Origin of the sequence: Curtobacterium sp. MWU13-2055 (genome assembly GCF_023242305.1) — a bacterium.
In the GTDB taxonomy this organism is placed as follows: Bacteria; Actinomycetota; Actinomycetes; order Actinomycetales; family Microbacteriaceae; genus Curtobacterium.
Genome location: NZ_JALLIO010000003.1, coordinates 1 through 14391, shown reverse-complemented (window position 1 = coordinate 14391; position 14391 = coordinate 1). Strand labels below are relative to the sequence as shown.

Below are 14391 nucleotides of genomic sequence, written 5' to 3'. Positions count from 1 at the left end.
TGGTATCCCGTCGGCCGGTAGGCTTGGGTCTCGTGTCAGAACCTCTCGAGATCAGCGAATCGGCCGTCGCCGACGCCGTGGACGCAGCACTCGCCGCCGTCCGCGCCACGACGACGGTCGCCGAACTGAAGCAGGCCAGGGCCGAGCACACCGGTGAGCAGTCGCCGCTGGCTCGGATGAACGCGTCGATGCGCAGCGTCCCGCCGGAGCAGAAGGCCGCGGCCGGCAAGCTCGTCGGTCAGGCCCGCGGGCGGCTGAACGCGGCGATCGCGGAGCAGGAGTCGGTCCTCGCCGTGGCCGAAGAGCGCGCGCGGCTCGAGGCCGAGCGCGTCGACGTCACCGCGTTGCCGACCCACCGCCCGACCGGCTCGCGCCACCCGCTCTCGCTGCTCAACGAAGCCGTCGCGGACATCTTCGTCGGCATGGGGTGGGAAGTGGCAGAGGGCCCCGAGCTCGAGCACGAGTGGTTCAACTTCGACGCCCTGAACTTCGACCAGGACCACCCGGCCCGGGCCATGGCGGACACGATCTTCGTCGAGCCGGTCGACCGCCACCTGGTCATGCGCACCCACACGTCGCCCGTGCAGGTGCGGTCGCTGCTGTCCCGCGACCTCCCGCTCTACGTCATCGCCCCGGGCCGCGTGTACCGTGCCGACGAGCTCGACGCCACGCACCTGCCGGTCTTCACCCAGGTCGAGGGCATCGCGATCGACAAGGGCCTGACGATGGCACACCTGCGCGGCACGCTCGAGCACTTCGCCCGCCAGGTCTTCGGTGCCGAGGCACAGATCCGCCTGCGCCCGAACTACTTCCCGTTCACCGAGCCCAGCGCCGAGATGGACGTCTGGCAGCCGAACGCCAAGGGTGGCGCGCGGTGGGTCGAGTGGGGCGGCTGCGGCATGGTCAACCCCAACGTCCTGCGTGCCGCCGGCATCGACCCGGACGAGTACCAGGGCTTCGCCTTCGGCATGGGCATCGAGCGGACGCTGCAGTTCCGCAACGGCCTGAACGACATGCGTGACTTCCTCGAGGGCGACATCCGCTTCTCGCAGCAGTTCGGAACGGTGGTCTGATGCGCGTCCCACTCCGCTGGCTCGGCGAGTCCGTCGACCTCCCCGAGGACGTCACCCTCGAGCACGTCCACGCGGCGCTCGTGTCGGTCGGCTTCGAGGAAGAGGACGTCCACACCTTCGACCTGACCGGCCCCGTCGTGGTCGGCCGGGTGCTCGAGCGTGTCCCGGAACCGCAGAAGAACGGCAAGACGATCAACTGGTGCCAGGTGGACGTCGGCGAGCCCGAGCCCCGCGGCATCGTCTGCGGTGCGCACAACTTCGACGTGGGCGACCTCGTCGTCGTGACGCTGCCCGGCGCCGTGCTGCCCGGACCGTTCCCGATCGCGGCCCGCAAGACCTACGGCCACGTCTCCGACGGCATGATCGCCTCGGCACGCGAGCTCGGTCTCGGTGACGAGCACGAGGGCATCCTCCGCTTCGCAGACCTCGACATGGAGCCCGACGTCGGCCAGGACGCCATCGCGCTCCTCGGCCTCGACGACGCGGCGGTCGAGATCAACGTCACGCCGGACCGCGGGTACGTGCTGAGCATGCGCGGTGTCGCACGTGAGTACGCCCACGCCACCGGCGCGAGCTTCCACGACCCCGTCGACCGCGTCGCACCCCGCACGGCCGAGGGTTTCTCGGTCACGATCGACGACCAAGCCCCGATCCGCGGTCGCGTCGGCGCGAGCACCTTCGTCACCCGCGTCGTCCGAGGCATCGACCCCGCCACGAAGACACCGGCCTGGATGGTGTCGCGTCTCGCCCTGGCAGGCGTCCGTTCGATCTCGCTGCCCGTCGACATCACGAATTACGTCATGTTCGAGCTCGGCCAGCCGCTGCACGGCTACGACCTGTCGACCGTCCGCGGCGGCCTGGGTGTCCGTCGTGCGGCTGTCGGCGAGACGCTCGAGACCCTCGACGGCGCCGTGCGGAAGCTCGACCCCGAGGACCTCGTCATCACCGACCACGACGGCCCCGTCGGGCTCGCCGGCGTGATGGGCGGTGCCCGGACCGAGATCTCGGCGAGCACGACCGACGTCCTGATCGAGGCAGCTGGCTTCGACCAGGTCTCGATCGCGCGGACCGCTCGCCGGCACAAGCTGCCGAGCGAGGCCTCCCGTCGGTTCGAGCGCGGCGTCGACCCGCTCGTGGCCGAGGCTGCTGCGAACCGCGCCGTCGACCTCCTCGTCGAGCTGGCCGGCGGCACGGCCGACGCCCTCGGTTCCACGCTCGTCGACACCGAGCCCCGTGCGACGGTCGCTATGCGGACCTCGCGTCCGGCCGAGCTCATCGGCGTGGATTACAGCGACGCCGAGGTCGTGGACACCCTCCGTGCGATCGGTGCGACGGTGCAGGCCGACGGCGCGCAGCTCGCCGTCACCCCGCCGACCTGGCGTCCGGACCTGACCGACGACACCACGTTGGTCGAAGAGGTCGCGCGGATCGTCGGGTACGACCGCATCCCGAGCGTGCTCCCCGTCGCGCCGCCCGGACGCGGACTCACCCCGCACCAGCAGGCCCGCCGTCGGGTCTCCGCGGCCCTCGCCGCCGCGGGTCTGGTCGAAGCGGTGACGGCGCCGTTCGTCTCCGCTGCAACGCAGGACGCCTACCCGGGGATCGACCCGGAGGGCGGCCCGAGCGTCGTCCTCGCCAACGCCCTCGACAGCGAGCAGAACCTGCTCCGCCGCAGTGGTGTGCCGGCCCTCGTCGACGCCGCCCGCCGGAACGTCTCGCGCGGCCTGCTCGACGTCGCGCTCTACGAGACCTCGCGGGTGTTCCTGCCGGTGACGGGCGTGACGCTCGGCACCGACGAGGTCCCGGCCGGTGCCGCGCTGCCCGACCGCGCGACGCTCCAGGCCCTCGACGCGTCCCTGCCCGCACAGCCGTTCCACGTGTCCGCCCTGCTCACCGGCAACCGCGTCGGCAAGCAGGCGGGCGTCGCGGCCGAGCCGTTCGGCATCGCCGACGCGATCGACGCGGCTCGCCAGGTCGCGTGGGCCGTCGGCGTGGAACTGCGCGTCGTGCAGACCACCCACCCGTCCCTGCACCCGGGCCGCGCGGCGTCGCTGCTCGTGGGCGACACCGTCGTGGGCGTCGCCGGCGAACTCCTGCCGGAACTGTCCGCCGCCGCGGTGCTGCCCCGCGTGGTGGCCGTGGTCGAGCTCGACCTCGACGCCATGGTGGCCGCGGCCCCCGACCTCGTCGCGGTCGCGCCGATCGTGTCGTACCCGGCAGCGACGCAGGACCTGTCCCTGGTCGTCGACGCCGGGGTGCCGGCCGGTGACGTGTTGGATGCGGTCCGCTCTGGTGCCGGAGACCTGTTGGAGTATGCTCGGCTCGTGGATGACTACCGGGGCTCCGGCGTGGACGAGGGACAGAAGTCCCTGACGTTCGCCCTGCGCTTCCGTGCCACGGACCGCACGCTGACCGCTGCCGAGGCCACCGAGGCCCGTGACGGCGCAGTCCGACGTGCCGGCGAGCGATTCGGGGCGACCCTGCGCGACTGACCCACGACGGGATCAGCACCGCCCGGGGTCGCCGCCTCCGACTCTCTCGACGACCAGTCCGACCAAAGGTGGAATCCCATGTCCGTATCCGTCGCCGTGGCGGGAGCCTCCGGCTACGCGGGTGGTGAGCTCCTGCGCGTGCTCTCCGCCCATCCCGAGTTCGACGTCAGGACGGTGACGGCGTTCTCGAACGCCGGACAGCCGTTGATCGCGACGCAGCCGCACCTCCGGTCGCTGTCGCACCTGACCCTCGAGAAGACGACGGCCGAGACGCTCCGCGGGCACGACGTCGTGTTCCTGGCGCTGCCGCACGGTCAGTCGGGGGCGATCACCGAGGAGCTCGGCGACGACGCCCTCGTGGTTGACTGCGGCGCGGACCACCGTCTGACGGACCCCGCAGCCTGGGAGCAGTTCTACGGCGGCGACTACCACGGCGCCTGGACCTACGGCCTGCCGGAGCTCCTGCTCGCCGCCCCGACCCCGGGGTCGGCCGACGAGTGGCGCGAGGTCGAGGACATCGCGTCGCAGGGCAAGCAGCGTTCGGCCCTGGTCGGCACCAAGCGGATCGCGGTCCCCGGGTGCAACGTCACCGCGGTGACGCTCGGCATCCAGCCGGGCATCCAGGCCGGGCTCGTCGAGTCGGACGACATCGTCGCTGTGCTGAGCGTCGGCCCGAGCGGTGCCGGCAAGAAGCTCGCCAACACCTACCTGGCGTCCGAGATCATGGGCTCCGCCAGCGCCTACGCGGTGGGCGGCACGCACCGGCACGTCCCGGAGATCCAGCAGAACCTGGTCGTCGCGGGCGCTGCCGACGTGACGATCTCGTTCACGCCCGTGCTCGTCCCGATGTCGCGGGGCATCCTCGCGACGACGACGGCCAAGCTCACCCCGGGTGTCAGCGCCCGCGACGTGCGGCTCGCCTGGGAGCAGGCCTACGTCGACGAGCCGTTCGTGCACCTGTTGCCCGAGGGCGAGTTCCCCCGGGTCGCGGACACCATCGGTGCGAACACCGCACTCGTCGGCATCGCGGTGGACGAGGCCGCAGGCCGCGTCGTCGCCGTGACGGCTCTCGACAACCTCGCGAAGGGCACGGCGGGTGCCGCCGTCCAGTCGACCAACATCGCCCTGGGTCTGCCGGAGACCCTGGGCCTCAGCGTGGACGGAGTCGCACCGTGACCGACCTCACCGACGTGAGCGAGCCCACCCAGGGCGAACCGGGCCTCCAGGGCGTCACCGCGGCAGCGGGTTTCCGCGCTGCCGGCGTGACCGCCGGCCTGAAGACCAGCGGCAAGCCGGACGTGGCCCTCGTCGTCAACGACGGCCCCGACGCGGCCGTGGCCGCGGTCTTCACCAGCAACCGCGCGCAGGCGCACCCGGTGATCTGGTCCCGCCAGGTCGTCGGTGACGGCGTCGCGCGCGCCGTCGTCCTGAACTCCGGCGGCGCCAACTGCTTCACGGGCCCCTTCGGCTTCCAGACCACGCACCTGACCGCCGAAGCCGTCGGTGACGCCCTCGGCATCGGAGCGGGCGACGTCGTCGTCTGCTCCACCGGCCTCATCGGGGTCGGCGACCAGACCTTCCGCGACGGCGTGCTCCGCGGGGTCGACCTCGCGAGCGCCGCACTCAGCGCCGACGGCGGCCCGGACGCGGCCACGGCCATCATGACGACCGACACCAAGGCGAAGCAGTCCGTGGTGACCGAGGACGGCTGGACCGTCGGCGGCATGGCGAAGGGTGCGGGCATGCTCGCACCCGGGCTCGCGACGATGCTCGTCGTGATCACCACCGACGCCGTGCAGACCCCGGACCAGCTCGACCAGGCGCTCCGCGCGGCCACCCGCATCACCTTCGACCGCGTCGACTCGGACGGCTGCATGTCGACGAACGACACCGTCGTGCTGCTGTCGTCGGGTGCGAGCGGGGTGACGCCCGAGGTCGGCGACTTCCAGGAAGCCTTGACCGCCGTCTGCGCCGACCTGGCCCGCCAGCTGCAGCAGGACGCCGAGGGCGCCAGCCACGACATCGCGATCGAGGTCGTGCACGCCGCGACCGAGGACGACGCCGTCACCGTCGGCCGGAGTGTCGCGCGCAACAACCTGTTCAAGGCGGCCGTCTTCGGCAACGACCCGAACTGGGGCCGGGTCCTCGCGGCCATCGGCACCACGGACGCCGACTTCGACCCGTACGCGGTCGACGTCAGCATGAACGGTGTCCGGGTCTGCCACGCCGGCGCCCCGGACCAGCCGAGCGACACCGTCGACCTGACGCCGCGGGACACCCACGTGCGCATCGACCTCGGCGTCGGGACGCACTCGGCGACGATCCTGACCAACGACCTCACGCACGACTACGTGCACGAGAACAGCGCGTACTCCAGCTGATGGCGAACGACACCGAAGGGGCCGGGACGCCCCTCACGAAGGAAGAAGAGCACGAGTTCGCCGCCGTCAAGGCCGCGACCCTGATCGAGTCCCTACCGTGGCTCAAGCGGTTCTCCGGCAAGGTCGTCGTCGTCAAGTTCGGCGGCAACGCGATGGTGAACGAGGACCTCAAGCGTGCGTTCGCCGAGGACATGGTCTACCTCCGCTACGCCGGGTTGCACCCCGTCGTCGTGCACGGCGGGGGTCCGCAGATCTCGGCCGCGCTCAAGGAACAGGGCATCGAGTCCGAGTTCCGTGGCGGCTACCGCGTCACCACGACCGAGGCGATCTCGGTCGTCCGCGACGTCCTGGCTGGCGAGGTCAACCGCGAGATCGTCGACCTGATGAACGAGCACGGCGAGGGCCTGGCCGTCGGCGTGTTCGGCGACGGCGGGTCGCTGTTCACCGGCGAGCAGAAGGGTGTGGTCGTCGACGGGCAGGAGTACGACCTCGGGCACGTCGGTGACATCACCCACGTCGACCCGTCAGGGGTGCTCGCCGCGATCGAGGCCGGCCGCATCCCGGTGGTCTCGAGCATCGCGATCGACGACGCCCACCCGGACCAGGCGCTCAACGTGAACGCCGACGCAGCCGCGGGTGCCCTGGCGATCGCGCTGCGTGCGTCGAAGCTCATCATGCTCACCGACGTCCCCGGCCTGTACCGCAACTGGCCGGACCGCGACTCGCTCGTCGACCTCATCGCGGTCGAGGAACTCCGCGCGCTCCTGCCGTCCCTCGAGTCGGGCATGATCCCGAAGATGACCGCGTGCCTCGACGCCGTGGTCGGCGGGGTCGGCGGGGCGACGATCATCGACGGCCGGATCCCGCACTCGATCCTGCTCGAGGTCTTCACCCTGCGCGGTGCGGGCACCGAGGTGATCCCGGACCCGAGCCGACGCACCGAGAACCAGATGACCCACGCCGAGATCGGCCGACGCGTGGCAGCACCGTCGACGAACACCAGCACCGGCCAACACGTGGCCAGCACGACCGAGAAGGGGCAGCAGCCGTGAGCAGCGAGACGCAGACCGAGACCTGGAACGACCGGTTCGGGGCGTCGCTCATGCGATCCCTGACCCCGCCGAAGATCATGCTCGAGCGCGGACAGGGCTGCCGTGTCTGGGACGTCGAGGGCAACGAGTACCTCGACTTCCTGGCGGGCATCGCCGTGAACTCGCTCGGCCACGCGCACCCCGTGCTGGTCGAGGCGATCGCCGACCAGGCCGCGAAGCTCGTGCACGTGTCGAACTACTTCGCGACGCCGCCCCAGCTCGAGCTGGCGGAGCGCCTCAAGCGCATCACCGGTGCGGGCGACGCCGGGCGGGTGTACTTCGGCAACTCCGGGGCAGAGGCGAACGAGGCCGCGTTCAAGCTCGCGCGCCTGAACAAGGGCGCCGACGGGCAGAAGACCCGCATCCTCGCGCTGAAGCAGGGGTTCCACGGCCGGACGATGGGGGCACTCGCGCTCACCGGCAAGCCCGCGCTGCAGCAGGACTTCCTGCCGATGATCCCGGGCGTCGAGCACATCGACTCCACCGTCGCAGCGCTCGAGGCGTCCATCGACGACACGGTCGCGGCGATCGTCATCGAGCCGATCAAGGGCGAGGCCGGCGTCGTCGACCTGCCCGAGGGCTTCCTGCTCGCCGCGCGCCGGCTGACCGAGGAGCACGGTGCGCTGCTGATCCTCGACGAGATCCAGACCGGTGTCGGCCGGACGGGCAACTGGTTCACCTACCAGGGCCACGGCTTCACCCCCGACGCCGTCACGGTGGCCAAGGGCATCGCCGGCGGCTTCCCGATCGGTGCGCTCGTGACCTTCGGGTGGGCGTCCGACCTGTTCTCGGCCGGCCAGCACGGTTCGACCTTCGGCGGCAACCCGCTCGGCACCCGCGTGGCGAACGCGGTGCTCGAGGAGATCGAACGCGCGGACCTCGTCGCTGCCGCCGTGGTCAAGGGCGAGCGGATCCGGACCGGCATCGCCGGCATCGGCTCACCGCTCGTCGAAGAGGTCCGCGGCACCGGTCTGCTCATCGGCGTCGGGCTCACCGGCCCGATCGCGGCCGCGGTCAACGCCGCCGCCCTCGAGCGTGGCCTCATCATCAACGCCCCGAACGAGTCGAGCCTGCGTCTCGCGCCGCCGCTCATCGTGTCCGACGCCGAGATCGACGAGTTCGTGTCGATCCTCGCCCAGAGCCTCGCGGCCGTCGCTGCCGCCCAGGAGACCTCCGCATGACCCGCCACTTCCTCCGGGACGACGACCTCAGCCAGGCCGAGCAGTCCGCGATCCTCGACATCGCCGACCAGATGAAGGCCGACCGTTGGGGTGCGAAGCCCCTCGCCGGCCCGCAGAGCGTCGCGGTCATCTTCGACAAGTCGTCGACCCGCACCCGGGTGTCGTTCCACGTCGGCATCTCCGACCTGGGCGGCAGCCCGCTCATCATCTCGACGGCGAACAGCCAGCTCGGCGGCAAGGAGACCCCGTCGGACACCGCCCGCGTGCTGGAGCGCATGGTGTCGGCGATCGTCTGGCGCACCTACGGTCAGGCTGGTCTCGAGGAGATGGCCGCCGGCACGACCGTCCCCGTCGTCAACGCACTGTCCGACGACTTCCACCCCTGCCAGCTGCTCGCCGACCTGCTCACCATCCGCGAGCACCGCGGCACGCTGGCGGGCCAGACCGTGGCGTTCATCGGCGACGGCGCGAGCAACATGGCGCAGTCGTACCTGCTCGCCGGCGCGACCGCGGGCATGCACGTCCGCGTCGCGGCTCCCGCCGAGTTCTCGCCGTCCCCGCAGGTCGTCACCGACGCCGAGCACCGTTCGGCCGAGACCGGCGGTTCCGTCCTGGTCGTCACCGACCCGGTGGCAGCGGTCGCCGGTGCCGACGTCGTGGTCACCGACACCTGGGTGTCGATGGGCAAGGAGTCCGAGAAGCAGTCGCGCCTCGACACCTTCTCCGGGTACCGCGTGGACGACGCCCTGATGGCGCACGCTGCCGACGACGCGGTGTTCATGCACTGCCTGCCCGCCGACCGTGGCTACGAGGTGACCGCCGACGTCATCGACGGGCCGCGCAGCATCATCTGGGACGAGGCGGAGAACCGTCTGCACGCCCAGAAGGCGCTGCTGGCCTGGCTCCTCGCCGCGAATGGCGCGACGACGGCGACGGCGACCGCCGCGGCGACCGCGTAGGCGCACCGCATGGCTGACCGCGTCGTCCTCGCCTACTCCGGCGGCCTCGACACCTCCGTCGGGATCGGCTGGCTGCGTGACGCCACCGGCAAAGAGGTGGTGGCACTCGCGGTCGACGTCGGCCAGGGCGGCGAGGACCTCGACGCGATCCGACAGCGCGCGCTCGACTGCGGGGCCGTCGAGTCGATCGTGGTCGATGCCAAGGACGAGTACGCCGACGAGTACATCGTGCCGGCGCTCAAGGCCAACGCGCTGTACCAGAAGCGCTACCCGCTGGTGTCGGCGCTGAGCCGCCCGCTCATCGCGAAGCACCTCGCGCTGACGGCGAAGCAGCTCGGCGCCGACAGCGTCGCGCACGGCTGCACCGGCAAGGGCAACGACCAGGTCCGGTTCGAGGCCGCCGTCGCGGCGATCGCCCCGGACCTGCGGAGCGTGGCACCGGTGCGTGACCTCGCCCTGACCCGGGACAAGGCGATCGCGTACGCCGAGCAGCACGCCCTGCCGATCCAGCAGTCGCAGCGGTCGCCGTACTCGATCGACCAGAACGTGTGGGGCCGTGCGGTCGAGACGGGTTTCCTCGAGGACCCGTGGAACGCCCCGACCGAGGACCTCTACGCCTACACGCAGGACCCCGCCGTCCCGCGCGACCCGGACGAGGTGACCATCACGTTCGAGCGCGGCGTCCCTGTGGCGCTCGACGGGCAGCGCTTCAGCGTGCTGCGGATCGTGCAGGAGTTGAACGCCGTGGCGGGCAAGCACGGCGTCGGTCGGATCGACGTCGTCGAGGACCGCCTCGTCGGCATCAAGTCGCGCGAGGTGTACGAGGCCCCTGCGGCGATCGCGCTCATCACGGCGCACGAGGAACTCGAGCGCCTCACCCTCGAGCGCGACGTGAACCGCTACAAGCGTGGTGTCGAGTCGGAGTGGGCCGACCTGGTCTACGACGGCCTGTGGTTCGGCGGGCTGAAGCGCAGCCTCGACGCCTTCGTTGACCACACCCAGCAGCACGTCTCCGGCGACGTCCGCCTCCAGCTGCACGGCGGTCGCGCGACGGTGACCGGCCGTCGCTCGGAGCAGAGCCTCTACGACTTCGACCTCGCCACGTACGACACCGGCGACACGTTCGACCAGTCCCTCTCGAAGGGCTTCATCGAACTCTGGTCGCTCCCCAGCAAGATCTCCGCCCGCCGCGACGCGGCGAACTGACAGCACGCCACCCGGCGGACGACACACCGCCGCCACCCGGCCCGACGACAACGACGCAGGACGACATGACCGACGAGAAGACCGACGCCACCAACACCGGAGCCCTCTGGGGCGCCCGCTTCGCCGACGGCCCGAGTGCGGCCCTGGCAGCGCTCTCGAAGTCGACGCACTTCGACTGGCAGCTCGCCCCGTACGACATCGCCGGCTCCCGCGCGCACGCCCGGGCCCTGCACACGGCCGGGTACCTGACGGCGGACGAGCTCGAGCGCATGCTCGCCGGACTCGACCGGCTCGAGGCCGCGCACGCCGACGACACGCTGCAGCCCGACGAGTCCGACGAGGACGTCCACGGCGCCCTCGAGCGCCTCCTCATCGCCGACCTCGGTCCGGAACTCGGCGGCAAGCTCCGCGCCGGCCGCAGCCGCAACGACCAGATCGCGACGCTCGGCCGCATGCACATGCTCGACCACGGGCGGCGCATCGGCCGACTCGTGATCGACCTGGTCGACGCGATCACCCAGCAGGCCAACGAGCACCCGGCGGCGATCATGCCGGGTCGCACGCACCTGCAGCACGCGCAGCCCGTCCTGCTCGCGCACCACCTGCTGGCGCACGCGTGGCCGTTGGTCCGCGACCTCGAGCGCCTCCGCGACTGGGCGGGCCGCGCGAGCGTGAGCCCGTACGGCGCCGGTGCCCTCGCCGGCAGTTCGCTCGGCCTCGACCCCGCCGCGATCGCCGCGGAGCTCGGGTTCGACCGCCCGGCCGACAACTCGATCGACGCCACGGCCGCCCGCGACGTCGTCGCCGAGTTCGCGTTCGTCCTCGCGCAGATCGGCATCGACGTCTCGCGTCTGTCGGAAGAGGTCATCCTCTGGAACACGAAGGAGTTCGGCTTCGTCCGGCTCCACGACGCCTTCTCGACCGGCTCGAGCATCATGCCGCAGAAGAAGAACCCGGACATCGCCGAGCTCGCGCGCGGCAAGTCCGGTCGTCTGATCGGCAACCTGACGGGCCTGCTCGCGACTTTGAAGGGACTGCCGCTCGCCTACAACCGCGACCTGCAGGAGGACAAGGAGCCCGTCTTCGACTCGGTCGCCACGCTCGAGGTCCTGCTGCCAGCCTTCACCGGCATGATCGCGACGCTCACCTTCGACACGGACCGGATGGCCGAGCTCGCGCCGCAGGGCTTCTCGCTCGCGACCGACGTGGCCGAGTGGCTGGTCCGCCAGGGTATCCCGTTCCGCGATGCGCACGAGGTGTCCGGTGCGCTGGTCCGGTACTGCGAGCAGCGGGGCATCGAGCTCGACGACCCGACCGACGACGAGTACCGGTCGGTCTCCGAGCACCTGACCCCCGGGGTCCGTGCCGTGCTCACGATCGAGGGCAGTGTCGCGTCCCGCTCGGGCGTCGGTGGCACCGCTCCGGACCGTGTGGCCGAGCAGCTGGCGTCCGTCACGCGTCGCGTCCACGACCTGGCCGAGGGCGCACCCTTCACGCGATGACCGAGGGGCTGCTCGCGATGCTCGCCGAGCCGGCGCCGCGCATCGCCCCGGCGCTGCTCGGCGCGACGATCGCGGGCCGTGGCGTGACCCTGCGCATCACCGAGGTCGAGGCCTACTTCGGCCCCACCGACCCCGGCTCGCACGGGCACCGCGGTCCGACCGAGCGCAACCGCCACCTGTTCGGGTCGCCGGGCACCCTGTACGCGTACCGCTCGTACGGCATCCACACCTGCGTCAACGTCGTGAGTGCACCGGCCGGCACCTCCTCCGGTTCCCTGCTCCGCGGTGCGCAGGTGATCGAGGGCGTCGACACCGCACGCGGACGACGTGGCCCGTCGATCGCCGACGTCGCGTTGGCGCGTGGCCCCGGCAACCTCGGTGGCGCCCTCGGCGCGGTGCTCGGACAGGACGACGGCACCTCGCTGCTCGACGGGTCCGGTCCGTTCGTGCTCACGTTGGCACCCGGCCTGGAGGCGCGGCTCGCCTCCGCCTCGCCGGCCCGCGTCGTCGAGGAACTCCTGACCGAGACCGCACCCGGCCCCGGCGGGACGGGTCCGGTCCCGCGCATCTCGCGCGGACCGCGCACCGGCGTCGGCGGCATCGCCGGCGGTGCGCAGTACCCCTGGCGCTTCTGGTTGACGGGCGACCCGACGGTCTCGACGTACCGACGGCACAAGGGTGCCCTCGACTGATCCCCACCGGCACGGCCGGCCCGCCGCTGGCGCGTCGCGCCGGAACCGGCGGCGTGGGCCCAGACGCACCACGGGCCTCCCGGTCGACGGCGCGCTGTCGGTGGTGCGCCGCCGCTACGATGGCGGGGTGTCCAGTGATACCGCTCAAGACGTCCTGACGCGCCAGCAGAACGACCCCACCTTCGCCTCGGTGTGGGACGAACTGCGCTGGCGCGGTCTGGTGCAGGTCTCGACCGACGAGACCGCACTCCAAGAGGCCCTCGACGGTGATCCGATCACGTACTACTGCGGCTTCGACCCCACGGCACCGTCGCTGCACTGCGGCAACCTGCTGCAGCTCCTGACCATGCGTCGGTTGCAGCTCGCCGGGCACAAGCCGCTGGCGCTCGTCGGCGGATCGACGGGGCTCATCGGCGACCCGCGTCCGACGGCGGAGCGCACGCTGAACACCCGCGAGACCGTCGCCGAGTGGGTGGCGCGTCTGCAGGGACAGGTGTCGCGGTTCCTGAGCCCGGACGGTGACAACGGCGTCCGGCTGGTGAACAACCTGGACTGGACGTCGCCGATGTCCGCCATCGACTTCCTGCGCGATGTCGGCAAGTACTTCCGGGTGAACTCGATGCTCAAGAAGGACGCCGTCGCCGCGCGGTTGAACTCCGACGCTGGGATCAGCTACACGGAGTTCAGCTACCAGATCCTGCAGGGCCTCGACTACCGCGAGCTCTTCCGTCAGTACGGCTGCACGCTGCAGACGGGTGGCTCGGACCAGTGGGGCAACCTGACCTCGGGGACGGAACTCATCCGTCGTGCCGAGGGTGCGACGGTGCACGCGCTCGGGACGCCCTTGATCACGAACTCGGACGGCACGAAGTTCGGCAAGAGCGAGGGCAACGCCATCTGGCTCGACGCCGAGATGACGTCGCCGTACGCGCTGTACCAGTTCTGGCTCAACACGGCGGATGCCGACGTGATCGCCCGGTTGCGGGAGTTCACGTTCCTGTCCCGTGCCGAGATCGAGCGACTCGAGCAGGCGGTCGCCGACGAACCGTTCCGGCGCGAAGCGCAGCGGACCCTCGCGTTCGAGGTCACCTCGCTCGTGCACGGGTTCGACGCCACCCAGGCCGCGATCGACGCTGCGGCCGCGCTGTTCGGCAACGGGGACCTCGGTGCGCTGGATCCGGACACCCTGCGGTCGGCGATCGCGGAGCTGCCGGGGTCGGTCACCATCGAGGCCGGAGCCGACGTGGCCCGGGCACTCGTCGAGACCGAGCTCGTGAAGTCCCTCGGCGAAGCGCGGCGGGCGATCGACCAGGGCGGCGTGTACGTGAACAACGTCCGAGCCGAGGACGCCAACGCACCGCTGTCGGACCTCGCCCTGCCCGGGGGAGTCCTCGTGCTCCGCCGCGGCAAGAAGACCCTCGCCGGCGTGACGCTGGCCTGATCGCCCCGGCACCCGGGCGACGCGTGTTGCACAACGCGACACGCCCGGGATCGGGCCTGGCTTGGCACACTCGCCCAGGCCTGCGTAAAGTTCCTACTCGTCACCCCAAAGGTGCGGCGGAGCGGCTGGAGCGAAAGCCCAGAGCACGTCGGCCCTCAAGCGGGACCATCCTCCACTGAAGATCAGATCTGGCCTTGTGCTCGATCGCTTCGACGCCTAGGATGACAAGCCCACCGGTTCTCTCCCCTCGGGGATGAGCCACAGGACCTCCGGGTCCGACGACAAACCGGTGGCAAGCCAAGTACACAAGCCTCGTGGCTGGAGCTCGAACCTGAGCCGAAGAGCGAGTGCGTCTGGTCCTTGAGAACTCAAC

11 protein-coding genes are annotated in these 14391 nt (G+C 71.2%); all 11 read left to right on the top strand.

The features are described 5' to 3' along the window. The first annotated feature begins 32 nt into the window (after positions 1-32). The 11 genes from pheS to tyrS all read left to right on the top strand — a co-directional run bounded on the left by pheS (position 33) and on the right by tyrS (position 14018). The gene (gene pheS, locus M4960_RS07685; RefSeq protein ID WP_111086283.1) at positions 33-1073 is read left to right on the top strand and encodes a phenylalanine--tRNA ligase subunit alpha; all 1041 of its coding nucleotides are present in this window, start codon (positions 33-35) and stop codon (positions 1071-1073) included. Further along, complete coding sequence (gene pheT, locus M4960_RS07680; protein ID WP_248703942.1) at positions 1073-3565, top strand: phenylalanine--tRNA ligase subunit beta; 2493 nt, start codon at positions 1073-1075, stop codon at positions 3563-3565. Before pheS ends, pheT begins: the two co-directional genes overlap by 1 nt. Positions 3566-3643: 78 nt before the next feature. Next, entirely contained in the window at positions 3644-4741 is a 1098-nt protein-coding gene (locus tag M4960_RS07675) for an N-acetyl-gamma-glutamyl-phosphate reductase (RefSeq protein ID WP_173170812.1), read from the top strand. Then, positions 4738-5946 carry a bifunctional glutamate N-acetyltransferase/amino-acid acetyltransferase ArgJ gene (gene argJ, locus M4960_RS07670; RefSeq protein ID WP_248703941.1) on the top strand — a complete coding sequence of 403 codons (1209 nt, stop codon included), beginning with the start codon at positions 4738-4740 and terminating at the stop codon, positions 5944-5946. The genes M4960_RS07675 and argJ overlap by 4 nt, the downstream gene beginning before the upstream one ends. Then, positions 5946-6998 carry an acetylglutamate kinase gene (gene argB / locus M4960_RS07665; protein ID WP_248703940.1) on the top strand — a complete coding sequence of 351 codons (1053 nt, stop codon included), beginning with the start codon at positions 5946-5948 and terminating at the stop codon, positions 6996-6998. Before argJ ends, argB begins: the two co-directional genes overlap by 1 nt. A 50-nt stretch (positions 6999-7048) precedes the next feature. Next, on the top strand, positions 7049-8218 hold the full coding sequence (locus tag M4960_RS07660; protein ID WP_243648925.1) for an acetylornithine transaminase: 1170 nt from the start codon (positions 7049-7051) through the stop codon (positions 8216-8218). Next, complete coding sequence (gene argF / locus M4960_RS07655; protein ID WP_248703939.1) at positions 8215-9177, top strand: ornithine carbamoyltransferase; 963 nt, start codon at positions 8215-8217, stop codon at positions 9175-9177. Before M4960_RS07660 ends, argF begins: the two co-directional genes overlap by 4 nt. A gap of 9 nt (positions 9178-9186) precedes the next feature. Further along, entirely contained in the window at positions 9187-10383 is a 1197-nt protein-coding gene (locus M4960_RS07650; protein WP_123293379.1) for an argininosuccinate synthase, read from the top strand. Positions 10384-10448: 65 nt separating this feature from the next. Next, positions 10449-11885, top strand: a complete 1437-nt coding sequence (gene argH, locus M4960_RS07645) for an argininosuccinate lyase (RefSeq protein WP_248703938.1) — start codon at positions 10449-10451, stop codon at positions 11883-11885. After that, entirely contained in the window at positions 11882-12577 is a 696-nt protein-coding gene (locus M4960_RS07640) for a DNA-3-methyladenine glycosylase (protein ID WP_248703937.1), read from the top strand. Before argH ends, M4960_RS07640 begins: the two co-directional genes overlap by 4 nt. A gap of 127 nt (positions 12578-12704) precedes the next feature. Beyond that, entirely contained in the window at positions 12705-14018 is a 1314-nt protein-coding gene (gene tyrS / locus M4960_RS07635; RefSeq protein WP_248703936.1) for a tyrosine--tRNA ligase, read from the top strand. The last annotated feature ends 373 nt before the right edge of the window (positions 14019-14391 follow it).